The sequence below is a fragment of the Nocardioides sp. OK12 genome (assembly GCF_024341885.1).
In the GTDB taxonomy this organism is placed as follows: Bacteria; Actinomycetota; Actinomycetes; order Propionibacteriales; family Nocardioidaceae; genus Nocardioides; species Nocardioides marinisabuli.
Genome location: NZ_BNET01000001.1, coordinates 689,987 through 716,659, shown reverse-complemented (window position 1 = coordinate 716,659; position 26,673 = coordinate 689,987). Strand labels below are relative to the sequence as shown.

Sequence of the window (26,673 nt, the reverse complement as noted above, 5' to 3'; positions counted from 1 at the left end):
ACGGTCACTTGCTCCACTTTCCACCACTCTACTCCACAACGCTCCACCGTCAACCACATTCCGCCCCCTTCCACCCCCTCCGCTCCCCCGCGCCGCTGGACCCTCCCCACCACCGGCTCGCACCTGGCCCGCACCTGTGGGGGCGCGGTGTTGCCGCGACGGCATACGGTGGAAACCCACTGCCGGGCACCGGCACGACCTGGAAGGGACCGCTCGTGGGATCTCCGACAGCTGGAGGCGCCGACCTCGAGACGCTGGCGCGCGTGATGGAGCGCGTGCGCACCAACGTGGAGCGCGTCATCGAGGGCAAGCCCGAGGTCGTCAGCTCGGCGCTCGTGGTGCTGCTCGCCGAGGGGCACCTGTTGATCGAGGACGTGCCCGGCGTCGGCAAGACGATGCTCAGCAAGGCGCTGGCCCGCTCGATCGACTCGACCGTGCGACGCATCCAGTTCACGCCCGACCTGCTGCCCTCCGACGTGACCGGCGTGTCGGTCTTCAACCAGGACACCCGCCAGTTCGAGTTCCGCCCCGGCGGCGTCTTCGCCAACATCGTGGTCGGCGACGAGATCAACCGCGCCTCCCCCAAGACCCAGTCGGCGCTGCTGGAGTGCATGGAGGAGCGCCAGGTCACCGTCGACAACGCGACCTACCAGCTCGAGACGCCCTTCATGGTCATCGCCACCCAGAACCCGGTGGAGATGGAGGGCACCTACACGCTGCCCGAGGCCCAGCGCGACCGCTTCATGGTGCGCACCTCGATGGGCTACCCGGTCGAGGCCGCCGAGCTGGCGATGATCGCCGGCCACACCGGCGGCAACCCGCTCGACGACCTCGAGCACGTCACGGACGCCGCCGAGATCCGCAAGCTCACCGCCATCGTGGGCCAGGTCTACGTCGCCGAGGCCGTGCAGCGCTACACCGTCGCGCTCACCTCGGCCACGCGGCGTACCGACGAGCTGGTGCTGGGCGCCTCGCCGCGCGCGACCCTGCACCTGGTGCGCGCCGCCAAGGCGTACGCCGCGCTGCACGGTCGCGACTACGTGCTGCCCGACGACGTGCGCGCCCTGGCGCCCCGGGTGCTGACCCACCGGCTGCTGCCCAGCGTCGAGGCCTCGATGAACGGGCGCGGCACCGACGAGATCCTGGAGCGCCTCGTCGCCGCCGTGCCGGTGCCCGACGGCACCCGCGGCTGAGGCCGCGGTCGTGGGGAGGACGTCGTGAGGGAGGCGCTGGCCGGGCTGACCGTGCGCGGGCGCGCGTTCGTGGCCGCCGGGGTCACCGCCGTGGTCTGCGCCGTCCTGCTCGGGCAGCCCGCGCTGACCCGCGTCGGCGTGCTGGTGCTGGCCCTGCCCCTGGTCACCGCGCTGGTGCTGGGTCGCAGCCGCTACCGCCTGGCGCTGGTGCGCACGGTCTCCCCGCCGCTGGTCACCGCCGGGCAGCAGGCCCGCGTGACGCTCTCGCTGAGCAACGAGGGCCGCACGCCCAGCGGCGTGCTGCTGCTCGAGGACCACGTGCCCTACGTGCTGGGCACCCGTCCCCGCTTCGTGCTCGAGGGCATCGGCCACGGCTGGCAGCGCCAGGTCGGCTACCAGGTGCGCTCCGACGTGCGCGGCCGCTTCGAGGTCGGCCCGATGTCGGTGCGCGTCAGCGACCCCTTCGGCCTCGTCGAGCTCGGCCGGGCCTTCCGCACCACCTCCGCGCTCACCGTGACCCCCCGCACCGTCGCGCTGCCGGCGATCCCGCTCGGCGGCTCCGAGAGCGGCTCCGGCGACAACCGCCCCCGCGCCTTCGCCACCGGCAGCGCCGAGGACGTCACGGTGCGCGAGTACCGCCGCGGCGACGACCTGCGCCGGGTGCACTGGCCGAGCTCGGCGCGGGTCGGCGAGCTCATGGTGCGCCGTGAGGAGCAGCCCTGGCACTCCCGCGCCACCGTCTTCATCGACAACCGCGAGGTCGCCCACCGCGGCGAGGGCATCGCCTCCTCGCTCGAGACCGCCGTCAGCGCCGCCGCCTCGGTGGCCGTGCACCTGACCCGGCGCGGCTTCGCCGTGCGGCTGGTCACCGCCGCGGGCGAGGACCGCTCGAGCGGCTGGCACGAGCGGGGCGCCGAGCCCAGCACGGCCCCCCTGCTGGAGTCGCTGGCCGTGCTGCGCCCGACCCCGGCGCCCCGCCTCGACACCGCCTGGCTGGGCGAGGCCGGCCACGGCGGCCTGGTCGTCGCCGTGCTCGGCGCCGTCCAGCAGCACGACGCCCCGGTGCTGCGCCGCATGCAGTCCCACCAGGGCAGCGCGCTCGCGCTGGCCCTCGACGTGGAGGCCTGGGTCGGCGCCACCGGCGCCAGCACCGCCCCGGCGACCGGGCTGCTGGCCCAGCAGGGCTGGCGGGTCACCACCCTCGGCCCGCGCGACCGGCTCGAGGCGCGTTGGCAGGAGCTCGGGGCCGGCGCCCGGTCCGGCGCCCGGCGCGCCGCGCCCGAGCGGCGTACGACGGAGGTGGGGCGATGACCTCGCGGACGCGCAGCAGCCTGGGCGCCGGCCTGACGCTCTCGACCGTGGCGGCGCTGACGACGTGGATCTGCATCCTGTCGTGGCGCGGCTTCACCGACGCGCCCTCGTTGTTCCTCTCCCCCCTGCTCGGCCTCGCCCTGCTGGTGGCCGCCGTCGGTGCCGTGGGGCGCTGGTCGCGCCTCGGTGCGCTCTCGGTGCTGCTGCTGCAGCTGCTCAGCGGCGCGATGGCGCTGAGCTGGGTCGTCGTCGGCTCGCCGCTGCCCGTCGGGGCGACGTGGGACGCGCTGCTGGTGGCGCTGGCCGACGCGCGCGAGGGCGCCGTCGTCTACGCCTCACCCGTGCCGACCGCGGAGGCCGCGGTCGAGCCGCTGCTGCTCGCCGGCGGGCTGGCCTGCCTGGTGCTGGTCGACCTGCTGGCCTGCGGGCTGCGCCGGGTGCCCCTGGCCGGCCTGCCGCTGCTGGCCGTCTACAGCGTGCCGGTCAGCCTGCTGGCCACCGACCTGACGTGGTGGGTCTTCGCCCTCTCCGCCCTCGGCTTCGTCGCGATGCTCTACCTCCAGGAGAGCGAGCAGGTGGCGCGCTGGGGGCGCAGCCTCGGCAACGACGACCTCACCGCTCCGTTGGCCGAGCCGTCGGGCCTGGGCGTGCACACCGCGACCGTGCGGGTCCACGCGCTGGCCGTGGGCGGCGTCGCGACCGCGCTGGCCGTGGTGGTGCCGCTGGCGGTCCCGACCCTCGACGTGCACCTGCTCGACATCGGGCGCGGACCGGGCGGCGACACCGAGATCAGCGTCGACAACCCGATGACCGACCTGGTGCGCGACCTCAACCGACCCGAGGACACCCCGCTTCTGGCCGTGCGCAGCGAGCAGGTGGAGCCCGAGTACCTGCGGATCTCGGTGCTCAACCGCTTCTCCGAGAACGAGTGGAGCCCCGGTGACCGGGAGATCCCCCTCGAGAACCGTCCCGACGGCGAGATGCCCAGCCTGACCGGGGTCAGCCAGTCGGTGCCGCGCCGCACCCTCGACTACAGCATCGAGGCCTACGAGACGTTCTCGTCGCGCTGGCTGCCGACCTTCGCCCCGGTCAGCCGGGTCGAGGCCGAGGGCGACTGGCGCTACGACGAGTCGACGATGGACTTCCTGGCCGGCGACGCCGACCTCGACCTCACCGGCACCCGGTGGTCGATGACCGGCGTCGACCTCGACCTCTCGGCGCAGGAGCTCGCCGACGCCCCGTCCTCGGTCGGCATGGTCTCGGCGTCCTACACCGACCTGCCCGACGACATGCCGCCGCTGATCCGCCAGCTGGCCAACCAGGTCACCGCGAGCGCCCCGACCCGGTTCCAGAAGGCCGTGGCCCTGCAGGACTGGTTCCGCCAGGAGTTCGAGTACTCGCTGCGCAACGTGCCGCCCGGCAACGGCACCGACGAGCTCGAGGAGTTCCTGAGCACCGAGGGCGACTACGCCCGCACCGGCTACTGCGAGCAGTTCGCCAGCGCGATGGCCGTCATGGCCCGCCAGCTCGGCATCCCCGCCCGCGTCGCGGTCGGGTTCCTGACGCCCCAGCGGATCGCCGACGGCGTCTACGAGTACTCCTCCGACGACCTGCACGCCTGGCCCGAGCTCTTCATCGCCGGTTCGGGCTGGGTCCGCTTCGAGCCCACTCCCCCCGCGCGGGCCGGGGCCGTGCCGTCCTACACCCGCGAGGCCGTCGACCTCGAGCAGCCCGAGCCCAGCGGCCCGAGCGGGCGCGCCGAGGACCAGCTGCCCGACCGCAACGGCGAGCCCAGCGCCGCCCCCGAGGAGGAGCTGGACCCCGAGACCGGTGCCGCGGCCGGCAGCACGGACGGCGGGTTCCCCTGGGGCACCCTGCTCGGTGTGCTGCTCGGCGCGCTCGCGCTGGTCGGCCTGGCGCTCGCGCCCGGCGCGCTGCGACGTCGCCGCCGCGAGCACCGTCTGGCGGCCGGGCCCGAGGAGATCTGGGACGAGCTGCGCGACACCGCCCGCGACCTCGGGCTGCCCTACGCCGGGGGCCGTTCGCCCCGCGAGACCGGCGCCGGTCTCGTGGGCCACCTCGGCAGCCCGCTCGACGACCGCCTGCGCCCCGGCCACGGTGCCGGGCAGGCACCCGAGGCCGTCGCCTCGCTGCACCGGCTGGTGGCCGACCTCGAGCGGCTGCGCTACGCCCCCGCCGGCGCCGCCGACCCGGCGCACCGCCACGACGACGGCCTGCGGGTGGTCCAGGCCCTCTTCGACGGCACCACGCCCCGGGCCCGGCGCCGCGCCACCTGGCTGCCCCGCACCCTGCTGCGGCCCACGCGTCGTACGAGCGCGGCGGCGGGGCCCGAGACGGAGTCGCTGGGCTACCGCGGCGGGGTCGTCGACCACGTCGGCTGACCCCGACCCGGCCGGTTCGAAGCGGCCGGGTCGCGCGCGCAAACCCGTTGCCGCAGGGATGGCCGTTCGTGGACAGTGCGGACGGTGACCGCACCCCACCCGGCCCTCACCCTCCCCGACCACGTGTCCCCGGAGCACCGGCGCCTGCTCGACGAGGTCGCGGAGCGCAACCTGGCGGAGCACGGGGACGACCTCGTGGCGATGGTCCTCACCGGCTCCGCGGCTCGCGGGATGACCACGCCCCGCTCCGACGTCGACGTCTACGTCGTCCTCACCGACGAGGGCGCGCGCCGACGCACCACGAGCCATTCCGAGACCGTCGACGAGATCCCGGTGTCGGTGGCCGAGCTCGAGGAGGTGCCGGTCTTCGGGACGCAGTGGTGGTACTCCCGGTGGTCCTTCGCCTGGGCGCCGGTGCTGATGGACCGCAGCGCCGGGCGGGTGGGCGCCGCGGTCCGCCGGCAGGCCGTCGTGGACGTCGCCGAGGCCGAGTCCGTCCTCCTCGAGCACGACCGGCTCGACGGGTGGTTGAACTACGCCTACCGCGCGCTCAAGAACGACCGTGACGGGCGCGGCCTCGAGCGGCGCCTCGACGCGGCGGAGTCACTGCCCTGGCTGCTCGACGTCGTCTTCTCCCTGGCCGGCCGGGTCCGGCCGTACCACACGTACCTGCCGTGGGAGCTGCGCACGCACCCGCTGCCGGGCTGGGACGCGGACGAGCTGCTCGGGCTCGTCACCGCCACCCTCGACGGGGACCCCGACGCCCTCCGGACGACGTTCGCCGAGGTCGACGCGCGCTGCCGGGCCCACGACGCCCGGCGACCCCGGCCCGTGCTGGGACCGGTCATCGACGCCTGGGGGCGCGACCTGGAGCTGCTGCGCCCCTGAGCGGCAGCCCGTCGCGAGCCGGCTCGTTCGAACCGGCCGGGTCGGGTCAGAAGCCGCCGTTCTCCTCGCGGCGGCGGCGCCAGCGCTCCTCCATGCGGTCCATGAACCCGGCGCCGCCGGCGCCACTGCGGCGCTGGCGCGAACGGGTGCGGCGCCCGCCGTCGATGACGGTGAAGGCCCGGGAGCCCTGGTCGGCGTGCGGCGCGCCGGTCTCGGCGGCGGGGCCGGCCTGCGCCTGGTTGCGCAGGGCGTTGAGCCCGAAGGTGGCCGAGCCGAGCATCACGACGAAGCCGACGATGCCGATCGCCCAGATCTGCGAGATCGCACCGGTCATCAGGACGACGATGCCGAGGGCGAAGACCGCCCCGGCGAGCATGGCGCGGCGACGCGCGACGCGGCGCAGCGACGTGCCGCGCAGGGTGGAGGCGAACTTCGGATCCTCCTCGGAGAGGGCACGCTCCATCTGCTCGAGCAGTCGCAGCTCCTCTTCCGAGAGTGGCACCGTTCCTCCAAGGGGTCACACACGCACCGTCACATCGCGGCGATGTCGGCGGGTCAAGTCTAGGCAGGCCCTCGCCGTCACGGTAGGCGGCTCATGCAAATTGGGTGATGATGGCCTCTCGGAGCGCTCAGGAGAGCAGGCTGGCCGGTCGCACCGCGGCCGAGCCGAAGCGGCGCGTCGCCCGGTCGACGGCCCGGTCGGCCTCCGACCAGCCGTGCTCGCGCTCGCCCAGCACGTGCTGGTGGTGCACGCTCTCGCGGGGCGCGAGCCCCTCGACCCGGACCCCCACCAGCCGCAGCCGGGCCCGCTGCAGCCCCAGGGCGTCGTACAGGGCGGTGGCGGTGCGGTAGACCTCCTGGGTGACGTCGGTGGCCTCGCTCATCGTGCGCGAGCGGGTGATGGTGGTGAAGTCGGCGAAGCGCACCGTCAGCGTCACGGTGCGCCCGGCGACGCCGGCCACGCGCATCCGCCCGGTGACGGTGCTGGTCAGGCGCAGCAGCTCGCGCAGCACCACCGCCCGGTCGTCGACGTCGCGCCCGAAGGTCTCCTGCGCGCCCATCGACCGGTCGGGCTCGCCGCCGCCGAGCCCGAAGGCGCCGGTGGTGCGGGCCACGACCTCGCGCCGGTCGTCGCCCCACGCCAGCTCGTGCAGGTGGCGCCCGAGGTGGTCGCCGACCGCGCGCTGCAGGGTGCGCACCGGCGTGTGCGCGACGTCGCCGACGGTGACCAGGCCCAGGCGGTGCAGCATCGCGCGGGTCTTCTCCCCCACCCCGTAGAGCTCGCCGACGTCGAGCGGGTGCAGGAAGGTGGTGATCTCCTCGGGCGGCACCACCACCACGCCGTCGGGCTTGGCGCGCCTGCTGGCCAGCTTGGCCACCGAGACCGTGGCCGCCACCCCGACCGAGCAGGTGATCGCCTGCTCGTCGTGGATGGTGGCGCGCACCTGCTCGGCGATCTCGGCCGGGGGGCCCAGGCGGCGCACGGACCCGCTGACGTCGAGGAAGGCCTCGTCGAGGGAGACCACCTCGACCAGCGGTGTGACCCGGCGGAAGGTCTCGACCACGGCGGTCGAGACGCTGCCGAAGAGCTCGTGGTCGGGCGGCACCACCACGGCCTGGGGGCACAGCCGCCGGGCCCGGGTGGCGGGCATGCCGGAGCGGACGCCGTGCTCGCGGGCCAGGTAGTTGGCCGAGAGCACCACGCCGCGGTACCCGCCGCCCACGATGACCGGCACGTCCCACAGCTCGGGCCGCTCCCGCACCGCCACGGAGGCGTAGAAGGCGTCCATGTCGATGTGGAGGATCGGCGTGGCCGAAGCGCCAGCGGAGGTCACGCCGATCCTCCACCACAGCACGTGAGAAGAAGCCGAGTCGGCGCTACTTCACGGGAGGAGCGAAGCGGGGGAACGTGAAGTAGCGCCGACTCGGCGTCAGCGGGCGAGCACGTGCAGCTGCGTGGCGAGCGGGAGGTACTCGGGACGCGTGGCGACCGCCTTCTCGAGCTCGACGAGGGCGGCGGTGGAACCGGGCTCGAGGTCGAGCAGGGTGCCGGGGACCAGGTCGGCGAAGACCCGCACGCCGTGGACCTGCTCGACGTGCAGGTCGGCGGTGGCCAGCAGCGCGACGAGCTCGTCGCTGGTGTAGCGGTGCCCGGCGCGACCGGGGTCGACGGTGGGCTCGAGGAGCGCGAGGGCCTGGCCGAAGTGCCCGGCCATGGCGCGCGCCAGCACCGCCGCGTGGCGCTGGGCGACCAGGAGGCTGAGGGTGCCGCCGTCGCGCACGGCCTCGCGCAGCACCCCGAGGGCGGTGGCGGGGTCGCCGACGTGCTCGAGCACGCCGTGGCACAGCACCAGGTCGGCGCTGTCGGCGCCGGCGACGTCGAGCAGGCTCGAGACCTCGCCCTGCAGGCCGGCCACCTCGACGCCGCGCTCGCGGGCGCGGCGCCCGAGCGAGGCGAGGGCGTCGGGGCTGGGGTCGACGACGGTGACGCGGTGCCCGAGCTCGGCCACCCGTACGGCGAAGCCGCCGGTGCCGCCGCCGATGTCGAGGACGTCGAGTGGCCCGGACTGCTCGAGCAGCGGGCGCAGGGCGTCCCACACCACGGCGGTGCGGGCTGCTGCCCGGCGCTCGCTGGGACGCTCGGCGAGACGTTCGCTGGGTCGGTCGCTGGGGCGCTCGCTGGCGGACATGGGACCCACCCTAGGGCCACGGGCACGCCGTTCATCCCGGGCTCCCCGAGCTGCGGTGCCACAGCTTGCGCGCCACGTCGCGGGTCTCCTCGCCGGCCGGCTTGATGTCGGCGTACGGCGAGAGCTTGAAGCCGCTGGAGTGCACCAGCACCCGGCGCCGGCCCATCCCGCCCGCGGCGCCCGGGCCGTCGGGGCGGGCCATGACCGGGCGCGGGGCCCGGCTCTCGGCCGCGCCCTGCCCGGCGAGCTCGACGCCGACGCCGCCGAAGCCCTGGGGCACCACCGCCATCTGCTCGCGCACCGCCTCGATGCCGCCGCTGCGCCACTGCTGGTGCAGGACCGGCAGCTCCCAGCAGCCGGTGGCGCGCAGCGAGACGCCGCGGTGGCCGGTGCGGCGCAGCTCGCCGCGCACGACGAGCAGCCAGGAGTGGAAGACGGTGGCGGCGTAGGGGCCCTGGGCGTCCTCGAAGAAGGTGGCGTCGACCGGGCCGGTGCCGTCGTCGAGGGTCAGGAAGACCACCCGGCGCCCCGAGCGGATCGGCGGGGTCTGGGTGGCGACCTTGACCCCGGCCACCAGCAGCTCGGCCTTGCTGCGCTGGGCGAGCAGCTGCTCGCTGCGGGTCACCCCGAGCGCGTCGAGGAAGGGGCCGTAGGTGTCGACGACGTGGCGGCTGGCGTCGAGGCCGAGGATCTCGAGCTCGGCGCGCATCTGCTCCTCGCCGGTCATCTCGGGCAGCCCCGAGACCCCGCCCTCCCCCGGCGCGTCGCCGAGGTCGAGGCTCAGCTGGACCGAGTCGACCGGGGGCGGCGGCGGGGCGGTGCGGGCCTGGGCCTGCGAGCGCCCCCACACGCCCTCGCGCACCGGCGCCCCCCGGTCGTCGCGGTAGTCCTCGGCCTGGTCGCCGGGTCGCTGGTCGCGGCGCCGGTCGGCCTCGGCGACGCTCTCCCCCGCCTGCGCCCGCTCGCGCACCGAGAGGTCGGTGCTGTTGCGCGCGGCCGCGGCGTCGGCGACCTGGCGGGCGCGCGTGGTGGCCCCGCTCCAGGACTTGCGGGCCGCCAGGCCGCGTCCGCGCGAGGCCCGCTCGAGCGCGCGGCCCTGCCGGTCGAGCTCGGCGACCTGCAGCAGCAGGTCGCGGCGGGTCAGCACCCCGCGACGTCGTACGTCGCTGCCGGCGGCCGACCCGATCCCGTAGGTGCTGTCGAAGGCACCGGCCAGCACCAGCCGCTCGACCACCGGGCGCGAGACCCGGGCGCGCTGCCAGAAGTCGGGAAGGGAGTGGAAGGGCCGGGCCGCGACGATGCGCGAGACCTCGACCTCGCTGATGCCCTTGACCTCGGCCAGCGCCAGCCGGATGCCCCACGGCCGCCCGTCGGGGACGTCGGGGCCGGGGTGGGCGCCGGTGGGCTCGACCCGCTCGACGACGTAGGCCCGCTCGGAGGCGTTGACGTCGAGGCCGAGCACCGCCACGCCGAGACGGCGGGCGTCCTCGAGGATCAGCCGCTTGGGGTACATCCCCGGGTCGTGGGTCAGCACCCCGGAGAGGAAGTGCGCCGGCCAGTGCGCCTTGAGCCAGGCCGACTGGTAGGTCGGCAGCGCGAACGCGGCCGCGTGGGCCTTGCAGAAGCCGAAGGAGGCGAAGGCCTCCAGGACGCTCCACACCTCCTCGACCACGCCGAGCGGGTAGCCGCGGCCCAGGGCACGCGGGAAGAACCAGGCCCGGGTCTCGGCCATCCCCTCCGCGTCGCCGAGGGCCCGGCGCTTCTCGTCGGCCTCGGCGTAGGAGATGCCGGTGAAGCAGCCGATGATCTCGATGACCTGCTCGTGGAAGACCACCACGCCGCGGGTCGGGGCCAGGATCGGGCGCAGGTCGTCGTGGAGGTAGCGCGGCTCGCGCCAGCCGTGCTTGACCTCGAGGTAGGGCGTGATCATGTCGCTCTTGACCGGCCCGGGCCGGAAGAGCGAGATGTCGGTGATGATGTCCTCGAAGGTCTCGATGCCGGACTTGCCGACCAGCTCCCGCTGGCCCGGCGACTCGATCTGGAAGACCCCGAGGGTGCGGGCCGCGGAGATCATCCGGTAGGTCGCGGGGTCGTCGAAGGGCACCTGCTGGTCGTCCTCGAGGTCGATGCGCACCCCCTCGACGCGCTCGACCTCGGTGAGGGCGTGCGCCATCGCCGACTGCATCCGGATGCCGAGCACGTCGAGCTTGAGCAGGCCGAGGTCCTCGACGTCGTCCTTGTCGAACTGGCTCATCGGGAAGCCGGCGTACGACGCCTCCACGGGGGTGCGGTCGAGCAGGGTCGCGTCGGAGAGCAGCACCCCGCAGGGGTGCACCGCGACGTGGCGCGGCAGCCCGTCGAGGCGCTCGACGAGCTGGAACATCAGGTCGAGGCGGGCCTCGCCCAGCCCGCTGGCGCGCAGCTCGGGCAGCTCGGCCAGCGCGGCGCGGGCGTCGCGGGCCCGGACGTGGGGGAAGGCCTTGGCGATGGCGTCGGTCTCGGCCGGGGGCATCCCGAGCGCGGCGCCGACGTCGCGCACGGCGTGGCGCACCCGGTAGGTGTCCATCATCGAGACGCACACGCACCGCTCGCCGCCGTAGCGGTCGAGGATGCGCTCGTAGACCTCGGTGCGCCGGTCGGACTCGACGTCGACGTCGATGTCGGGCAGCGCCTGGCGCAGCGGGGAGAGGAAGCGCTCCATCAGCAGCTGGTGGCGGATCGGGTCGACCCCGGAGATGCCGAGCAGGTAGTTGACCAGGCTGCCGGCCCCCGAGCCGCGCGCGGCGACCCGCACCCCCATCTGCTTGATCAGGTCGGTGACGTCGCCGACGGTCAGGAAGTACGAGGCGTAGCCGAGCTCGCCGATCACCGCGAGCTCGTCCTCGAGCCGCTTCCACACCACCGCCAGCCCGCCGCTGCCGTAGCGGTCGCCGATGGCGCCCTCGCAGCGTGCGCGCAGCGCGACGTCGGCGCTGGGGTGGTCGGTGGAGAGGCTGAACTCGGGGAAGTGCACCTCCCCCAGGCCCAGGTCGGCGCGCGGGTCGAGCGCGCAGCGCTCGGCCAGGGTGCGGGTGCGCGCCAGCAGGCGCAGCGCCTCGCGCCCGGTGCCGGCGCCGGCGCGGGCCACGACCTCGTGGGCCACCTCGCGCATCTGGGGCCCGGACTTCAGGTGTCCCTCGGCGTTGCCGCGGTCGACGTGGCGCCGGTCGAGGGCGACCAGGCGCCGGGCGGCGTCGAGCACGTCGACGGTGGCGGCGTCGCTGCGGTCGGCGTAGCGCACGGCGTTGGTCAGCACCGACCCAGCACCGACCTCCTGGGCCAGCGCGAGCATCCGGGCGGCGTGCCGGGTCGAGCCGGGGCCGTCGCCGGCCACGCGGTGCGAGACCACCTCGACCTGCAGGTTCTCGCGGGGCACCAGGGCGCTCCAGCGCTCCAGGGCGGCGCGGGCGTGGTCGCGGCGGCGCTGGGCCGCGGCGGCCCCGACCTCGGAGGCCGGGCCGAGCAGCACGACCAGGTCGCCGGAGGCGAGCAGCGCCGCGACCTCGGGGGCCTCGGGGTCCAGGACCGGGGTGCCGCGCTCGCCGGCGAGGTGGGTGGTCGAGAGCACCCGGCACAGCGCGGCCCAGCCGCCCCGTCCGCCGCCGGGCCCGGCGGCGTGGGCCAGCAGGGTGACCCGCGGCAGCCGCGGGTCGCGGAAGGCGCCGCCCCGCACCGGGGTGCGCCCGCGCCCCGGCACGGGCGCCGACGCCCCGGGGCTGCCCGGCCGGTAGGCCAGGTCGACCCCGAGCACCGGGCTGATCCCGGCCTGCAGGCACGCCTTGGCGAACTTCACCGCCCCGTAGGTGCCGTCGCGGTCGGTGAGCGCCAGCAGGTCCATGCCGTGGTCGGCGGCGCGCTGCACCAGCAGGTGCGGCAGCGAGGCGCCGTGCTGCAGGGAGTAGCCCGAGGCGACGTGCAGGTGCGGGAACGGGTCGGGCACGGGTCGGACCACCTCTCGCGTCGGCTCGACCCTGACGAAGAATCTCTCGAACTCATGTTCGAGAAGGCGCCAGCCTAACCCCGTCGCGCCATGCGCGCCAACCCACCCCTCACCAGATCGCGGAGACCCACTCCGGCCGGTCGACGAAGGGGTTGCGGTTGCCCTGCCAGGTCTCGTGGATCGCGTCGTTGCGGGCGCGCTCGAAGGCGTCGGGCGGGTCCTGCTCGTGCCAGCGCAGCAGCGTGGAGAGCCGACCCAGGTAGCCCAGCGCGTCGAGGTCGCGCCGGCCCACCTCCTCGGAGACCTCGAGGTCGGCGTACCCGTCGCCACCCTCGTAGCGCACCGCCATGTAGAGCACCATCCGGGCCACGTCGCCCTTCACCGCGTCGCGCGGCTCCCAGGAGTCGGCGTCGCGGTAGGTGTCGTCGGCCTCGCCCTGGGGGCTGCCGCCGTCGTCGAAGTCGAGGCTGGAGCGGTCGGCGTTGACGCTCACGTCGGCCGGGCGGACGTGGTGCAGGTCGGTGCCCGGCCCGGCGCTGGTGCCGAAGCCGCCGCGGCTCTGCGGCCACACGTGCTCGCGGTTCCACTCGTCGGGGTCACCGCCGTTCGCCTCGCCCGGCACGCTGTCGCCGGTGTAGAGCTCGATCACCCGGCCGGGGGCGTCGGGGTCGGCGTCGGTGTCGCGCAGGGCCTCCCACAGCTCGTCGTAGCGCAGCCGGTCGACGTCGGTGGAGATGATCTCGTGCAGCGCCCGGGCGAGGTCCTCGCCGGTGCGACCCTCCGCGTCGGCGTAGTAGCCGACCAGCTCGGCCGGCAGGTCGCTCGGCAGCCCACCCGGCAGGTCCGTCGGGGCCGGCGCGCCGGGACCGCTCGGCGCCGCCGCGTCGACCAGCGCGACCGCGGTCACCCGCTTGAGCCCCGGCGCCGAGAAGTACGCCGCCCGCTCGCCGTCCAGCACCACCTCCGCGCCCAGCAGCGCGGGGTGGGAGGCCAGCCCCCAGGTGCCGCGCAGCTCCTCGGGGAGCTGCACCAGCAGCATCCGGGAGGGGTCGCGCTCCTGCGGGTCGTCGGCCACCGCGAGCGCCAGGTCGTCGGGGAAGGAGCCGCGCACCACGGTGCCCGGCGCGGTGGGCTGGCCGACCAGGTGGCCGCGGACCCGCAACGACGCACCGTCGGGCATCGTCAGCGCCTGCGCGACATCGACCGCCCCCTCCAGCGCCTGGCTCGCGGCCTCCGAGCCGGAGCCGAGCAGGGTGCTGCGCGCGGTCCCGCCCTCCCCCGGCCGCGCCGCGTCGTCGGCGCCCGCGCAGGCCGGGAGCACCCCGAGGACCCCGACGAGGAGGACGGCAGCGAGCCGCGGTGGGCGCAGGGCGGGCGAGAGGGCCATGGGAGCAGCCTGCCTCACCCGGCGCGCGCGATGCGCTCCTGGACCGGCGGGTGCGGCACGAGCCCGAGGCACTGCTCGACCACGGCCAGGAACCGGTCGGCGTCGCGGACCAGGTCGTCGGCCTCGCGCTCGGTGACGGCGCGCGTCGAGCCGGCCTCGGCGGCCGCGCGCTTGGCCGCGCCCGCGGAGAAGAACGTGGCCCACTCGCCCAGCTCGGGCGCGACCTCGGCCAGCAGCACCCAGGCGTTCTTCTGGGGGCGGCGCCGCGGCCCGGCCGGTCGTGCGCGCGCCGAGAGCAGGGCGGCCGCCGAGCGCAGCGCCGAGACGTGGGCGCAGGCGTAGCGGGCCGGGACCTCGGGCGTGGCCATCGCCTCGCTCAACGACTCGGCGGCGCGGGCCAGGTAGGAGTGCGTGGTCGCCGGGAGGGCCTGCGGGTGCGGTGCGGGGACCGCGGCAGGGGTGCGGGTGCGCGCCATCGTGGCCACCACCCTCAGTCCGCGCAGCCGACGAGCTGCCAGCGCCCGCCGTCGACGTCGAGGGCCAGGTCGAAGACCCCGCCGGTGTCCTCGGCGCCGCGCACCGCGGCACCCCGGCCGGCCTCCACCCGCCAGACCGCGCGCTCGGCGAGCAGCTCCTCCAGCGGGCGGGGCCGGGCGGGCCGCTCGGCGGTGGAGGCGTCGGCCGGCTCCTCGGAGCCGAGCACCGCACGCACCCCGGCGTGGCGCCACCACTCGCCGGTCTCCACCCAGTGCTCGAGCACCGAGCGGACCTTCCAGAGCCGTCCGCGCCACAGGAACTGCTCGGGGACCGTCGTCTCGGTGCCGGCCAGCACGCCGCACCGGACCTCGACGGGCTCGTCGTACCGTCGCATCAGCTCCACCACTGCCACCTCTCCGGCGCCGGGGCGCCAGGTCCGCCTGGAACCCCCGACGGGGGCGGGGTCGAGGTCGCCCCCGCCGGGAGCGTGTTCGAATCTGTGTTCGAACTTGGTCCCAAGGTACACGCCCCCACCGACAGTGGGTCAAGGGTCGTGACGGACCCCTGTGGACGGGGCCGGGGAGAGCCTCAGGAGGCGGCGATCCGCTCGCGGGTGGCGCTGAGGTAGCGGTCGGTGTCGGGGTGGAACATCGTGACGAGGATCGCGACCTCGACGACCAGCGAGAGGTAGCTGAGCACCACGAAGACCTGCGGCGGCTCGACCCGGATGCCGCTGAGCGTCGCGACCGCCGTCATCACCACTAGCACCGCCAGGCAGACCCGCGCCCAGTGGTGGCCGTTGCGGAAGAAGACCATCAGCACCCCGATGAGCATCGCCATCACCACGAACAGCACCGCCGCGACCGGGAAGAACTGCGGGACCGCGATCGGCTGCTCCTCGATCAGGTAGTCCAGCCCCTGCCGCTCGAGGATCTCGCCGGCCGAGCGGTGCCCCCGCGCCCAGTTGAGCACCAGGTCGTCGCGCAGCACGGCGGTCAGCACGACGGTCAGCGTGCCCAGCGCCAGCAGGACCAGGTGCAGCTGCAGGCACAGCCTCAGTGCGCGCGGTCGTTCCAGCCGGTCGTCCATGACGGCCCTCTCGTGGGTGGTCTCGTGCGTGATCTGGAGCCTGGTCTCGTGCGTGATCCCTCGTGCACGATCTCCGAGCGAACTCTAGGGTCGCAGCCATGAGCACCGAGCACCCGGGCATCGCGGCCTTCCGCGCCGAGCTGGTCCGCCGCGGCGGCCGGGGCGAGGTCGTGGTCCTCCCCGACGCCGTCCACACCGCGGCACTGGCCGCCGAGGCCCTCGGCTGCGAGGTGGGCGCGATCGCCAACAGCCTGCTCTTCGACGCCGGCGGCACGCCGGTGCTGGTGCTCACCTCGGGCGCGCACCGGGTCGACGTGCGCGCCGTGGCCGAGCGCATCGGGGTCGAGCGCCTCTCGCGCGCCAGCCCGGACTTCGTGCGTGAGCACACCGGGCAGGTGATCGGCGGGGTCTCCCCGCTCGCCCACCCCGCGCCGGTGCCGACGTACCTCGACGAGTGGCTGGCGCGCCACGAGGTCGTGTGGGCGGCGGCGGGCCACCCCGCGGCGGTCTTCTCCACCTCCTTCGGCGAGCTCCTCGAGCTCACCGGCGCCGAGGTGGTCGACGTCGAGAGCCCCGCCTAGGAGCACGACCCCCTAGGGTGTGCGCGTGGCGCGGGTCGTGGTGGTCGGGGGCGGGTACGCCGGCCTCGCCACGGCCGCCCGCCTGGCCAAGACCGGCCACGACGTCACCCTCCTCGAGCGCGGCGACACCCTGGGCGGCGCCCTGGGCTCGGTCGAGGCCGACGGCTACCGGTGGGACGCCGGGCCGACCTCGACCCTGCTGCCGGCGGTGCTGCGCGACCTGTTCCGCAAGACCGGCCGGCCGCTGGAGCGCGAGCTGGAGCTGGTGCCGCTGGAGACCGTGCGCACGCACCGCTTCGTCGACGGCTCCGAGCTCGCCCTGCCCGGCGGGTCGCGCTCGGCGCAGCTGCGGGCCGTGGAGGAGCTGTCCCCCGGCGAGGGGCAGCGCTGGCTCGACCACGTCGCGGCCTACACCGAGGACTGGGAGGTGCTGCGCCGCGGCTACCTCGAGGAGCCCTGGGACCGCACCGCCCTGCCCCGTGACCTGCGCGAGCGCCTCGACTCCCGCGAGAGCCTGCAGCGGCGCCTGCGCCGCACGCTCAAGGACGACCGGCTGCGCGACGTGGCCGCGCACCCCTTCGTCGCCGACGGCCACGCCCCCCGCGACGTGCCGGCCTGGATGGGTCTGGTGGCCTACCTCGAGCAGCGCTTCGGCTCCTGGACCGTGCCGGGCGGGATGGCGAAGGTGGGTGAGGTGCTGGCCGGGCGGATGAGCACCCGCGGCGTCGACGTGCGCCTGGGCACGAGCGTGCACGACGTGGTCGTGCGCGGCGGGCGCGCCGTCGCGGTCAGGACCGACGCCGGCGAGGTCGACGCCGAGGTGGTCGTCTGCGCCATCGACCCGCGCCGCCTGCCGGCGCTCGCCGAGCTCGTCAAGCGCACGATGCCGGCCATCCCACCGGTGGTCTGCCACGTCGGGCTCGTCGGCGACCTGCCGGAGGTGCCCCACGAGCTGGTCCTGCACGGCGACCCGGGCCTGGTGGTGCGCACCGGCGGCAGCGCGCCCGACGGCGGCGCCGCGTGGACGGTGCAGGGGCGTGGCCGCCTGGCCGAGGACGTGCTGCTCGCGCTGGCCCGGCACCGCATCGACGTGCGCGCCCAGGTCGTCACCCGGGTCGACCGCTCGCCCCGCGACCTCGTCGAGGCGTGGGGCGGCTCCCCCCTGGGCGTGCTGTGGCAGGGCCGCTCGACGGTGCGCCGCCGGCTCGGCCCCGACACGCCCGTGCCCGGCGTGTACGCCGCCGGCGCGCACGCGACCCCGGGCTCGGGGCTGCCCTTCGTGGGGCTCTCGGCGGCCCTGGTGGCCCAGCGCGTCGGGCCCGCCTGACCCGACCCGCCCGTCAGGGCGTGACGTCGAGCTTCTCGAAGATCTCGCGCGTGGCCTTCGACCTGTTCAGGGTGTAGAAGTGCAGCCCCGGCGCTCCCCCGTCGAGCAGCTCCTGGCACAGCTCGGCGGCCTGGGTGATGCCCTCGGCGCGCATCGAGACCGGGTCGCCCTCGTGGGCGCTGATCCGCTCGACCACGTCGGCGGGCACGTCGGTGCCGATCAGCTCGCCCTGGCGGCGGATCGCCTGCAGGTTCAGGATCGGCATGATGCCCGGCAGGATCGGCAGGTCGACGCCGCGCGCCCGCACCCGCTCGACCAGCGAGAAGTAGTCGGAGGCGCGGAAGAACATCTGGGTGACCGCGAACTCCGCGCCCGCCCGGGCCTTGGCGGCCAGCACGTCGGCGTCCTGCTCGAGCGAGGCCGACGAGGGGTGGCGCTCGGGGAAGGCGGCCACGCCGATGCGGAACTCGCGGCGAGCGGCGACCAGCTCGACCAGCTCGTCGGCGTGGTCGAGGCCGCCCTCGGTGGAGGTCCACTCGGCGCGGGGGCCGGCCTCGGGGTCGCCGCGCAGCGCCATCACGTGGTGCACGCCGGCGGCGGCGTACTCGTCGAGGATCTGCTCGAGCTCGCCGCGGGTGTGGCCCACGCAGGTCAGGTGGGCCATCGGCAGCATCGAGGTCTCGCGCGCGATCCGCCCGGTCAGGCGCACCGTGGTGCCGCGGCTGCTGCCGCCGGCGCCGTACGTCACCGAGACGAAGGTGGGGCGGTAGGGCTCGAGGGCGCGCACGGCGTCCCACAGCTGGGTCTCGCCGGCCTCGTCCTTGGGCGGGAAGAACTCGAACGAGAACGAGCGCTCGCCGGCTGCGATGAGGTCGGTGAGCGCGCGCCCACGGCCGATGGTCATGGCCACGATTCTAAGGACGCCCGGGCCACCCGGGGGTGGGCGTCCACCCAACGGCGCCAGTTGTGGGTACGTCTCCTACTGTGATCCGGTGAGCGAGACCCCCGCCCCGACGCCCGCCTCCGACTGGGACGCCGACGGCTTCCGCGACCGGGTCCAGGCGGCCCTGGACCAGTTCCTCGACCGGCAGGCCGACCGCCTGGCCCCGCTCGGCCCCGACGCCGAGCGGCTGCTCGCCGAGGCCCGCGCGATGATCTCGGGCGGCAAGCGGCTGCGGGCGGCCTTCTGCTGGTGGGGCCACCTCGCGGTGGCGGCCCCCGTCGACGAGCAGGCCCTGGTGCGGGCCTGTGCCGCCCTGGAGCTGCTGCACGCCAGCGCGCTGGTGCACGACGACCTGATGGACGCCTCCGACACCCGGCGGGGTCGCCCGGCCACCCACCGCGTCTTCGAGCGCGAGCACCGCGCCGACGCCTGGCGCGGCGACCCCGAGCAGTACGGCGCCGCCGCGGCCATCCTGCTCGGCGACCTGCTGCTCTCCTGGTCCGACGAGCTGCTGCGCGGCTGCGGCCTGCCGGTGCAGCGGGTCGTGGCGGCCCTCGAGGTGCTCGACCTGTGCCGCACCGAGGTGATCGCCGGGCAGTTCCTCGACGTCTCGGTGCAGGCGCGTGGGCGCGCCGACGTCGACGCCGCCATGACGGTGCTGCGCTACAAGTCGGCGAAGTACTCCATCGAGCGGCCGCTGCAGGTCGGCGCCGCCCTCGCCGGGGCCGACCCGGCCACGATGGAGCAGCTCAGCGCCTTCGGCCTGCCCCTGGGTGAGGCCTTCCAGCTGCGCGACGACCTGCTCGGCGTCTTCGGCGACCCCGCGACCACCGGCAAGCCCGCCGGCGACGACCTGGTCGAGGGCAAGCGCACCGTGCTGGTCGCGCTGGCCCTCGACTCCGCCTCCGACGACGATGCCGCCCTGCTCGACCGTGCCCTGGGCCGCCCCCTCGACGACGAGCAGGTGGAGCGGCTGCGCACGATCTTCACGACCTCCGGCGCCCGGGAACAGGTCGAGGAGGTCATCACCGCACTGACCGAGCGCGCCACGCACTCGCTCGACCGCAGCGGCCTCGACCCCGCAGCGCGCACCGTGCTGACCGAGCTCGCCACGGCCGCGACCCAGCGCCTCGTCTGACGCGACCCGGCGCCACTTCCCCGCCGAGTCGGCGTCTCTTCCCCGCCGAGACGGCGCTACTTCCTTGCACGGGCTGGGAACTGGCGCCCTCTCGGTGAACTGGCGCCGTCTCGGTGAGCTGGCGCCGGCTCGGGGCAGGGTCGGGCTAGGGACCGATGCGTGAGAACGACGCGCCGTCGTCGTCGCTGTAGTAGCGCTCGCCGCCCGCGCCGGCCACCAGCAGCGAGCCGGCGCCGAGGGCGTACTGGCTGTAGTAGCCGGTGGTGCGCTGGACCGGCAGGAGGCCCGCGCCGTTGAGGAAGGGCCGCCGGGAGACGCCGGCGGGCAGCTCTCCCCCGGCGTCGACGTCGCGCAGCACCTCGGCGACCCGGGCCGGCAGGTCGATGGGGGCCACGTACGGCAGTCCGCTGACGGGGTCGTCGGGTGCGCGGGCGTCGCTGCGGCCGGGGTCGTCGACGCTGCTGAAGGTCGAGCTGCCGGGGTCGCGCCCGGCCAGCAGCCAGATGCCGAGCGCGAGGCCGATCACCACGACGATCGCGAGCGCGCCGGAGGGGCCGCCCCGCGGCGGCCGGACGTTCTCGGGAGAGATGCGGTAGACCACGACGACCCCCCGGGAGGTCCTACAGGGCCATGGCCTGGGCGCGGCGCTTGACCTCGGAGCCACGGTTCTCGCGCAGCGCGTCGATCGGGCGCCCCGGGAGGCCGAGGTCGAGGAAGAGCCAGGCGATGCACTCGCGGTCGTCGTAGCGACCGTCGTGCAGGACGGTCAGCAGCCCCGGCAGGCCCTTGACGGGCAGGCGCAGCTCGTCGTCGATGAACAGGGCCGGGATCTTCTGCCCCTCGCCGGGCACCGGCACGGCGGCGGCCAGCTCGTGGGTGCGGATCATCGTGCGGACCTTGCCGACGCTGACCTCGAGCCGGCTCGCGGCCTCGGCCCAGTCGATCCAGTCGTCGACCAGGACGGCCAGGTCGTGCCCTGCCAGGGAAGTCTCGCTCATGGCTCCATGCTCCCACCCCGCACCAGGCCCGCCCAACCGTGAGGGTGGGGCGTACGTCGCCCCGACCCGCCTGCGGGCCGTCGGTGCCCGTCCCGGCGGGTCCGCCCGCCTACGATGGGCTCCGCCGGAACCTTCCCCGTCCGGCCACGCAGGAGGTCGCTGTGCCGACAGACCGGCAGCCGCACGAGGTCGCCCGGCCTGCCCGACAGGGCACGTCCGGTGGCCTCGCCGACCCCGTGACCGGCCGCGTCCTCGACGGTCGCTACCGCATCGGGCCGCGCATCGCGCGCGGCGGGATGGCCAGCGTCTACGAGGCCACCGACCTGCGGCTCGACCGCGTCGTGGCCGTCAAGGTGATGCACGTCGGGCTCGGCGACGACGAGGAGTTCGCGGCCCGCTTCGTGCGCGAGGCCCGCGCCGCGGCCCGGCTCTCGCACCCCAACGTCGTCGCGGTCTTCGACCAGGGCGACGACCAGGGCACCGTCTTCCTGGCGATGGAGCTGGTCCCCGGGCACACCCTGCGCGACGTGATCGCCAAGGAGGCCCCGATGTCGCCGTCGCGGGCGCTCGCGCTGGTCGAGCCGGTGGTCTCCGCCCTGGCCGCGGCGCACCGCTCAGGCATCGTGCACCGCGACGTGAAGCCCGAGAACGTGCTGATCGCCGACGACGGGCGGGTCAAGGTCGCCGACTTCGGGCTGGCCAAGGCGGTCGGGACCGACACCCAGCACACCGCGACCGGCGGCGTGCTCATCGGCACCGTCTCCTACCTGGCCCCCGAGCTGGTCTCCGAGGGCATCAGCGACGCGCGCGCCGACGTCTACGCCGTCGGGGTGCTGCTCTACGAGCTCCTCACCGGCGCGAAGCCGCACGAGGGCGAGAGCCCGATCCAGGTGGCCTACAAGCACGTGCACGAGGACGTGGCGCCCCCCTCGCGGCTGGTCCCCTCGCTCCCGGGGTACGTCGACGCGCTGGTCGCCCGCGCCACCTCCCGCGACCGCGGGCTGCGCCCGGCCGATGCCGGGGTGCTGCTGCACCACGTGCACCGGGTGGCGCACGCGCTGGCCGAGGGCGTGCGCGAGGACCCCGAGCTCACCCAGGACCTGGCCCCGCTGCTGCTGCACCCCGACACCGGCGAGATCGTCGTCGAGGAACCTGGGCCGGCCCGGCCCCCCGGGCCCGGCGTGGACCCAGGCACCACCGGCGACCACGAGCCCACCTCGATGCTGCGCACGGTCTCGGCACCCGACTCCCCGGTGCGCGCCGCTGCCCTGCCCGGCCTGCCCGACCCGCGGGGGCCGCAGCCGGACGCACCCGCGTCCGCCGCCAGCCCCTCCAGCCCCGCCCGCCGTCGCCGCTGGAGGGGCCCGGTCGCGGTGCTGCTCGCGGTGCTGCTCGCCACCACCCTCGGGATCGGCGCGTGGTGGTACGGCTGGGCGCGCTACTCGACCGTGCCCAGCGTGCTGGAGCAGGGACGCGCCTCGGCGGTCGCCGAGCTGGAGGACGCCGGGTTCGAGGTCGTCCTCGGCGAGGCCGTCTACAGCAACCGGGTGCCCGAGGGTCGGGTCGTCACCGCCGAGCCCGGCGCCGGTAGCCGCGCCCTGGAGGGCGACGAGGTCACCATCGTGCTCAGCCTGGGCATCGAGCAGTACCCGGTGCCCGAGCTGGCCGGGCGCACCCTCGAGGAGGCGCGCTCCGCGCTGGCCGAGGTCGAGCTGGAGGTCGGCCGGGTCAAGGAACGGTTCTCCGAGACCGTGCCCGACGACCAGGTCGTGCGCAGCACCCCGGGCCCCGGCAAGGAGCTGCGTCCGGGCGCCGCGGTCGACCTCGTGGTCAGCAAGGGGCGCAAACCGGTCAACGTGGGCGACTGGGTCGGTGAGCCGGCCGACGAGGCCCAGCGCACGCTGGAGCGCAAGGGCCTGCTGGTGCAGCGCAACGAGGACGTCTTCTCCGACGACGTCGCCGCCGGTGACGTCGTCGCCCAGGAGCCCACGGGCGGCACCCTCTTCAAGGGCGACACCGTCACCCTGACCGTGTCGAAGGGGCCCGAGCTGGTGGAGGTGCCCGGCGTGCGGGCCCAGGGGGTCGACGCGGCCCGGGCGCAGCTGGAGTCGCTGGGCTTCGTGGTGCAGGTCCAGAACATCTCCGACTACCTGGGGCTGGGCTACGTCTTCCGCACCGACCCCGGGGCGGGCGAGCTGGTGCCGAAGGGCTCGACCATCACCCTGTTCCTCGTCTGAGCGTTCCTCGTCTGAGCGTTCCTCCTCCGAGCGGGCGCGTAGTCACTTCTGACCAGCCCGGGTGGGCAGTGCGGGCTATGTCGCCGCGGCCGATCGGGTAGGACGATCGTGGGACGGACATCGGGGTCCGTGCCCAGGGGAGGGCGGCACAGGGGGGACCCACCATGGTTCGAGGTCGACAACGCACGACGAGGGACGCTGGACGCGACCCGGGCGGGGGTGCAGCGGGACCGGCGAGGCGGGGTCCGTGGCGCGACCCGCACGCCCTGCTCGCCGCCGCGGGGGCCGCGGTCGCCGTGGTGGTCCCGGTCGGGCTGCTGCCCCTGGCCCTGGAGCGCGAGCCCCGGCTCAGCGACCCGGCCGTCGCCGTCTCCGCACTGCTGCTGGTCCTGGTCGTCGGACTCCTGGAGTGGCGCGCCGCCGGGCGCGTGGTCGACGGGCACCGCGCGGTCCTCGAGGCGGCCCTGGTCGACGCCGCCCGGGTCCGCGCCCAGCACCAGGCGCGGGCCGAGGAGGTCGAGCACGACGCCCGCAGCGCGCTGGGGGCGCTGCGGTCGGCCCTCTCGACCCTCGAGCGCTACGACGAGCAGCTCGACCGCAGCCTGGCCCACCGGCTCCAGGCGGCGGCGCTGCGCGAGGTCGACCACCTCGAGCAGCTGATCCGCCTGCGCGAGCCCGCGCCGCCGGGACCGGACGCCGCCGGGGCGGTCGACTTCGACGTGCGCGAGGTGGTCCGCGACGTGGCCCTGACCCGCCAGGTCGCCGGCCTGCGGGTGCGCACCGACGGGGTCCACGGGCGCGCGCACGGGTCGCCGGGCGACCTGGCCACGGTGCTGGGCAACCTGCTGGTCAACGTGATGCGGCACGCCCCGGGAGCCGCGGTCGAGATCACCAGCGCGGTGGTCGGTGACCGGCTCGAGCTCAGGGTGCGTGACGACGGCCCCGGCATGCGCCCCGGGCTGGCGGCGTCGGTGTTCGAGCGCGGCACGCACGGCGGCCACCACCTCAGCACCGGCCTGGGCCTGTACGTCTCGCGCCAGGTGCTGCGCGAGCTGGGCGGCGACCTGCGCCTGGAGCCGTCCGCGACGGGGTGCTGCTTCGTGGTGGGCCTGCCCCGGGCCGGGGCAGGCACTCCGCCCGCTGGCGGCGGCGCACCGGTCGAGGTGCCCGAGCACACCGCCTCTGGACCGGACGGGCCACCCGATCTGGCACGAACGGGCCATCGTCATGATCCGGCCGAGTCATGACGACCCGGCGTCCGGTACGGCAGAATGGTCCGCCCAGTGGCCGTCGCCACCCACGTCACACGGCAACCGGGGGGAAGCCATGACGATCCAGGACCTCCACCAGCACCAGCACGACCCGCCGCGCGCGCGGGTGAGCATCGTCGAGCGTCACCAGCTCCTCGTCGACGGGCTGGAGATGGCCCTGCGCGACGACGGGTTCGACGTCGGCGCCGTCGGCGTGGAGGGTCGCAGCACGGACGACCTCGTCGAGGCGGCGCTGGCGGGACACCCGCAGCTGGTGCTGCTCGCGCTCGACCTGGGCGCGGGTGCCGACGGCACCGACCTGATCGGCCCGTTGCGGACCGCCGGCGCCCGCGTGCTGGTGATCACCGGGATCGAGGACCAGGCGCGTCACGACCGGGCCGTCGCGCTGGGGGCCGAGGCCGTGCTCCCCAAGACGACCCCGCTGGCCGACATCCGCGCCGCCGTCCCGCGTGCCGCCGAGGGTGGGGAGCTGATGTCGCCCGCGGAGCGCGCGGCGTGCCGGAGACGTGACGCGCTGGCGGCGCCCGCGCGCGAGCGCGACCTGCTGGGGCTGCAGCTGCTGAGCCCGCGCGAGTCGGAGGTGCTCGCGGCGCTGGTCGACGGTCACTCGGTGTGCGAGATCGCCACGCACGGGAAGGTGCGGCCCTCGACGGTCCGCGCCCAGGTGCGCGCGATCCTGGTCAAGCTCGGGGTCTCCTCGCAGCTGCAGGCCGTGGCCGTGGCGCACCGCCGGGACTGGCGGGCACCCGCGCTCGGCGACTGGGAGGCGACGCCGACCTCCGCGTGAGGGCCGCCACAGGCCCGCGGATTGGCTGCCCGCGCCAACGGCTCCCTAGCGTGCTCGCGTGAGCACCCACGACGTCGCGCAGCGCAACCCGATCGGCACCCACGTCCTGGTCGGCAAGGGCCTGGCGGCCGGGGCCCTGGTCGACGCCGAGCGGCTGGGCTGCGAGACCCTCCAGGTCTTCGTCGGCAACCCGCGCGGGTGGGCGCTGAGCCCCGGCCGGCCGGCCGACGACGAGGCCTTCCGCGCCGCGACCGCGGAGCGCGGGATGCGCACGTTCATCCACTCCCCCTACCTGGTCAACCTCGGCTCGCCCACGCAGAAGACCTACGAGAACAGCGTCGCCGTCGTGGCCCACAACCTGCGCCGCGCCGCCGAGACCGGCGCCGAGGGCGTCGTGGTCCACACCGGCTCGTACGTCGACCCGCAGGGCGACCCGGCCGGTGCGGCCGAGCGTCACGCGGCCGCGCTGCGCCAGGTGCGTGAGGGGCTGCTGCCGCTGCTCGAGGCGCTCGGCGACGACGGCCCGTGGCTGCTGCTCGAGCCGACCGCGGGCCAGGGCCGCTCGCTGTGCGCCGGCGTGGAGGACCTGGCGGCCTACCTCGACGTGCTCGAGCACCACCCGCGCGCCGGCATCTGCCTCGACACCTGCCACGTCTTCGCCGCCGGCGCCCCGCTCGACGAGCCGGGCGGCGCGGCCGCGACCCTCGAGCGGATCGTCGAGATCGGCGGCCCGGGGCGACTGCGGCTGGTGCACGCCAACGACTCCAAGGACGTGCGGGGCGCCTACAAGGACCGCCACGAGCGGATCGGTGAGGGCCACATCGGCGCCGCCGCCTTCGGCGAGCTCTTCGCCCACCCCGCGACCGAGGGCGTGCCGTTCGTGCTCGAGACCCCCGGCTCGCGCGACGCCGACAACCCCGACATCGCGCTGCTCAAGCGGCTGCGCGCCGAGGCCCACGGCGCCGTCGCGTGACGACCACCCTGCCGGCGACCTCGCGGCGCACCTCGGCGCTGGCCACCATCGCGCTGCTGGCGATGACGGCGAGCTGGGGCAGCACCTTCTTCCTCATCAAGGACCTGCTCGAGCGGGTGCCGACCCTCGACTTCCTCGCGGTCCGCTTCGCCGTGGCCACCGTGGCGATGGTCGTGGTGGCCCCGCGCGCGCTGTCGCGGCTGAGCCGCGAGTCGCGGCGCCACGCCGTCGTGCTCGGCCTGGTCTACGGCCTGGCCCAGATCCTGCAGACCGCCGGCCTGGCGCACACCCCGGCCAGCGTCTCGGGCTTCATCACCGGCATGTACGTCGTGCTCACCCCGCTGCTGGCCGCGGTGCTGCTGCGCAGCCGGATCGGGGCGACGACCTGGGCCGCGGTGGCGCTGGCGACCGCGGGCCTGGCGGTGCTCAGCCTCGACGGCCTGTCGGTCGGCTACGGCGAGGCGATCACCTTCGTCTCCGCGATCCTCTACGCGCTGCACATCGTCGGCCTCGGCGCGTGGTCGGACGCGCGCCAGGCGCTGGGCATGTCGATCGTGCAGATCGGCGTGATCGCGCTGGTCTGCACGCTGGCCACCGCCCCCGACGGGATCGTGCTGCCGAGCACCGGCGCCGACTGGGCGTCGGTGGTCTACATGGCGCTGGTCGCCGGTGCGCTGGCGATGCTCGCCCAGACCTGGGCGCAGGCGCACCTGCCGCCCACGCGCACCGCGCTGATCATGAGCATGGAGCCGGTCTTCGCCGCCACCTTCGCGGTCTGGCTCGGCGGCGAGGCGACCACCGCGCGGATGGTCGGCGGCGGGTTGATGGTGCTGACCGCGATGCTCGTCGTCGAGCTGCGCCCGCCGCGCAGCCAGCACCCGCCCGGGCCGCGGCCCGACCCCGACGACGGCCCCATCGAGGGCCAGGTCACCCACCTGGCGGTGTGAGCGGGGGTCTCGCCAGCTGGGAAGCCCCCGGTGGTGTGACGAGCGCCGCCTAGTC

General features: G+C 75.4%; 23 protein-coding genes. 12 read left to right on the top strand and 11 right to left on the bottom strand.

The genetic code is table 11. From position 1 onward, the window contains the following. Positions 1–266 precede the first annotated feature (266 nt). From OCU29_RS03510 to OCU29_RS03495, 4 genes are all read left to right on the top strand, one after another. Positions 267–1,193 carry a MoxR family ATPase gene (locus OCU29_RS03510; protein WP_179617444.1) on the top strand — a complete coding sequence of 309 codons (927 nt, stop codon included), beginning with the start codon at positions 267–269 and terminating at the stop codon, positions 1,191–1,193. A 24-nt stretch (positions 1,194–1,217) separates the two neighbouring features. Continuing rightward, positions 1,218–2,504 (top strand): DUF58 domain-containing protein, encoded by a 1,287-nt coding sequence (locus OCU29_RS03505; protein ID WP_261818796.1) that lies wholly within the window; start codon positions 1,218–1,220, stop codon positions 2,502–2,504. Beyond that, complete coding sequence (locus tag OCU29_RS03500; RefSeq protein ID WP_261818795.1) at positions 2,501–4,906, top strand: DUF3488 and transglutaminase-like domain-containing protein; 2,406 nt, start codon at positions 2,501–2,503, stop codon at positions 4,904–4,906. The genes OCU29_RS03505 and OCU29_RS03500 overlap by 4 nt, the downstream gene beginning before the upstream one ends. An 84-nt stretch (positions 4,907–4,990) precedes the next feature. Continuing rightward, on the top strand, positions 4,991–5,794 hold the full coding sequence (locus tag OCU29_RS03495) for a nucleotidyltransferase domain-containing protein (protein ID WP_261818794.1): 804 nt from the start codon (positions 4,991–4,993) through the stop codon (positions 5,792–5,794). Positions 5,795–5,840: 46 nt separating this feature from the next. Here the strand turns inward: OCU29_RS03495 and OCU29_RS03490 are convergent, their stop codons facing one another. The 8 genes from OCU29_RS03490 to OCU29_RS03455 form a co-directional block, all read right to left on the bottom strand. Further along, positions 5,841–6,296 (bottom strand): DUF3040 domain-containing protein, encoded by a 456-nt coding sequence (locus OCU29_RS03490; protein WP_179616104.1) that lies wholly within the window; start codon positions 6,294–6,296, stop codon positions 5,841–5,843. Positions 6,297–6,423: 127 nt separating this feature from the next. Then, positions 6,424–7,629 (bottom strand): DNA polymerase IV, encoded by a 1,206-nt coding sequence (gene dinB / locus OCU29_RS03485; protein ID WP_261818793.1) that lies wholly within the window; start codon positions 7,627–7,629, stop codon positions 6,424–6,426. Between the two features lie 96 nt (positions 7,630–7,725). Beyond that, positions 7,726–8,484 carry a methyltransferase gene (locus OCU29_RS03480; RefSeq protein ID WP_179616103.1) on the bottom strand — a complete coding sequence of 253 codons (759 nt, stop codon included), beginning with the start codon at positions 8,482–8,484 and terminating at the stop codon, positions 7,726–7,728. A 31-nt stretch (positions 8,485–8,515) separates the two neighbouring features. Further along, a complete protein-coding gene (locus OCU29_RS03475; RefSeq protein WP_261818792.1) occupies positions 8,516–12,463 on the bottom strand; it encodes a DNA polymerase III subunit alpha in 3,948 nt (1,315 codons plus the stop codon). A gap of 109 nt (positions 12,464–12,572) precedes the next feature. Then, the gene (locus tag OCU29_RS03470; protein WP_261818791.1) at positions 12,573–13,850 is read right to left on the bottom strand and encodes an endonuclease; all 1,278 of its coding nucleotides are present in this window, start codon (positions 13,848–13,850) and stop codon (positions 12,573–12,575) included. A gap of 14 nt (positions 13,851–13,864) precedes the next feature. Beyond that, positions 13,865–14,326, bottom strand: coding sequence for an SAV_6107 family HEPN domain-containing protein (locus OCU29_RS03465; protein ID WP_261818790.1), 462 nt, complete (start codon positions 14,324–14,326; stop codon positions 13,865–13,867). Positions 14,327–14,340: 14 nt separating this feature from the next. Further along, positions 14,341–14,721 (bottom strand): DUF6504 family protein, encoded by a 381-nt coding sequence (locus OCU29_RS03460; RefSeq protein WP_179617442.1) that lies wholly within the window; start codon positions 14,719–14,721, stop codon positions 14,341–14,343. Positions 14,722–14,915: 194 nt separating this feature from the next. After that, entirely contained in the window at positions 14,916–15,416 is a 501-nt protein-coding gene (locus tag OCU29_RS03455) for a hypothetical protein (protein ID WP_179616099.1), read from the bottom strand. A 98-nt stretch (positions 15,417–15,514) separates the two neighbouring features. Here OCU29_RS03455 and OCU29_RS03450 point away from each other — a divergent pair, with 98 nt between their 5' ends. Together OCU29_RS03450 and OCU29_RS03445 are read left to right on the top strand one after the other, a co-directional pair. Beyond that, positions 15,515–15,997: a YbaK/EbsC family protein gene (locus OCU29_RS03450; RefSeq protein WP_261818789.1), complete on the top strand. Its 483-nt coding sequence runs from the start codon at positions 15,515–15,517 to the stop codon at positions 15,995–15,997. Between the two features lie 25 nt (positions 15,998–16,022). Continuing rightward, a complete protein-coding gene (locus OCU29_RS03445) occupies positions 16,023–17,324 on the top strand; it encodes an NAD(P)/FAD-dependent oxidoreductase (protein ID WP_261818788.1) in 1,302 nt (433 codons plus the stop codon). A 13-nt stretch (positions 17,325–17,337) separates the two neighbouring features. Here OCU29_RS03445 and metF read toward each other — a convergent pair whose 3' ends face one another. Continuing rightward, complete coding sequence (gene metF / locus OCU29_RS03440; protein ID WP_179616096.1) at positions 17,338–18,228, bottom strand: methylenetetrahydrofolate reductase [NAD(P)H]; 891 nt, start codon at positions 18,226–18,228, stop codon at positions 17,338–17,340. Positions 18,229–18,316: 88 nt separating this feature from the next. On the opposite strand from metF, the gene OCU29_RS03435 reads away from it, so the two are divergent. Beyond that, positions 18,317–19,405, top strand: a complete 1,089-nt coding sequence (locus OCU29_RS03435) for a polyprenyl synthetase family protein (protein ID WP_261818787.1) — start codon at positions 18,317–18,319, stop codon at positions 19,403–19,405. Positions 19,406–19,550: 145 nt separating this feature from the next. On the opposite strand, the gene OCU29_RS03430 is transcribed toward OCU29_RS03435, so the two are convergent. Together OCU29_RS03430 and OCU29_RS03425 are read right to left on the bottom strand one after the other, a co-directional pair. Beyond that, entirely contained in the window at positions 19,551–20,006 is a 456-nt protein-coding gene (locus OCU29_RS03430) for a hypothetical protein (RefSeq protein WP_179616093.1), read from the bottom strand. A 19-nt stretch (positions 20,007–20,025) separates the two neighbouring features. Beyond that, entirely contained in the window at positions 20,026–20,403 is a 378-nt protein-coding gene (locus tag OCU29_RS03425) for an Rv2175c family DNA-binding protein (RefSeq protein WP_179616092.1), read from the bottom strand. Between the two features lie 161 nt (positions 20,404–20,564). Here OCU29_RS03425 and pknB point away from each other — a divergent pair, with 161 nt between their 5' ends. The 5 genes from pknB to OCU29_RS03400 all read left to right on the top strand — a co-directional run bounded on the left by pknB (position 20,565) and on the right by OCU29_RS03400 (position 26,618). Next, on the top strand, positions 20,565–22,640 hold the full coding sequence (pknB, locus tag OCU29_RS03420) for a Stk1 family PASTA domain-containing Ser/Thr kinase (protein ID WP_261818786.1): 2,076 nt from the start codon (positions 20,565–20,567) through the stop codon (positions 22,638–22,640). A 296-nt stretch (positions 22,641–22,936) separates the two neighbouring features. Continuing rightward, the gene (locus OCU29_RS03415; protein ID WP_261818785.1) at positions 22,937–23,887 is read left to right on the top strand and encodes a sensor histidine kinase KdpD; all 951 of its coding nucleotides are present in this window, start codon (positions 22,937–22,939) and stop codon (positions 23,885–23,887) included. Between the two features lie 79 nt (positions 23,888–23,966). Beyond that, positions 23,967–24,698, top strand: a complete 732-nt coding sequence (locus OCU29_RS03410) for a response regulator transcription factor (RefSeq protein WP_261818784.1) — start codon at positions 23,967–23,969, stop codon at positions 24,696–24,698. Between the two features lie 58 nt (positions 24,699–24,756). Further along, positions 24,757–25,671 carry a deoxyribonuclease IV gene (locus tag OCU29_RS03405; protein ID WP_261818783.1) on the top strand — a complete coding sequence of 305 codons (915 nt, stop codon included), beginning with the start codon at positions 24,757–24,759 and terminating at the stop codon, positions 25,669–25,671. Beyond that, complete coding sequence (locus OCU29_RS03400; protein WP_258016939.1) at positions 25,668–26,618, top strand: DMT family transporter; 951 nt, start codon at positions 25,668–25,670, stop codon at positions 26,616–26,618. The genes OCU29_RS03405 and OCU29_RS03400 overlap by 4 nt, the downstream gene beginning before the upstream one ends. Positions 26,619–26,673: the final 55 nt, after the last annotated feature.

What these genes read in the sequence shown, in the direction of transcription:
- OCU29_RS03510 (WP_179617444.1), top strand. Translation starts at nt 267, where the DNA reads ATGGAGCGCGTGCGCACCAACGTGGAGCGCGTCATCGAGGGCAAGCCC.
- OCU29_RS03460 (WP_179617442.1), bottom strand. Translation starts at nt 14,721, where the DNA reads ATGCGACGGTACGACGAGCCCGTCGAGGTCCGGTGCGGCGTGCTGGCC.
- OCU29_RS03465 (WP_261818790.1), bottom strand. Translation starts at nt 14,326, where the DNA reads ATGGCGCGCACCCGCACCCCTGCCGCGGTCCCCGCACCGCACCCGCAG.
- OCU29_RS03480 (WP_179616103.1), bottom strand. Translation starts at nt 8,484, where the DNA reads ATGTCCGCCAGCGAGCGCCCCAGCGACCGACCCAGCGAACGTCTCGCC.
- OCU29_RS03450 (WP_261818789.1), top strand. Translation starts at nt 15,515, where the DNA reads ATGAGCACCGAGCACCCGGGCATCGCGGCCTTCCGCGCCGAGCTGGTC.
- OCU29_RS03500 (WP_261818795.1), top strand. Translation starts at nt 2,501, where the DNA reads ATGACCTCGCGGACGCGCAGCAGCCTGGGCGCCGGCCTGACGCTCTCG.
- OCU29_RS03410 (WP_261818784.1), top strand. Translation starts at nt 23,967, where the DNA reads ATGACGATCCAGGACCTCCACCAGCACCAGCACGACCCGCCGCGCGCG.
- OCU29_RS03455 (WP_179616099.1), bottom strand. Translation starts at nt 15,416, where the DNA reads ATGGACGACCGGCTGGAACGACCGCGCGCACTGAGGCTGTGCCTGCAG.
- OCU29_RS03425 (WP_179616092.1), bottom strand. Translation starts at nt 20,403, where the DNA reads ATGAGCGAGACTTCCCTGGCAGGGCACGACCTGGCCGTCCTGGTCGAC.
- metF (WP_179616096.1), bottom strand. Translation starts at nt 18,228, where the DNA reads ATGACCATCGGCCGTGGGCGCGCGCTCACCGACCTCATCGCAGCCGGC.
- OCU29_RS03470 (WP_261818791.1), bottom strand. Translation starts at nt 13,850, where the DNA reads ATGGCCCTCTCGCCCGCCCTGCGCCCACCGCGGCTCGCTGCCGTCCTC.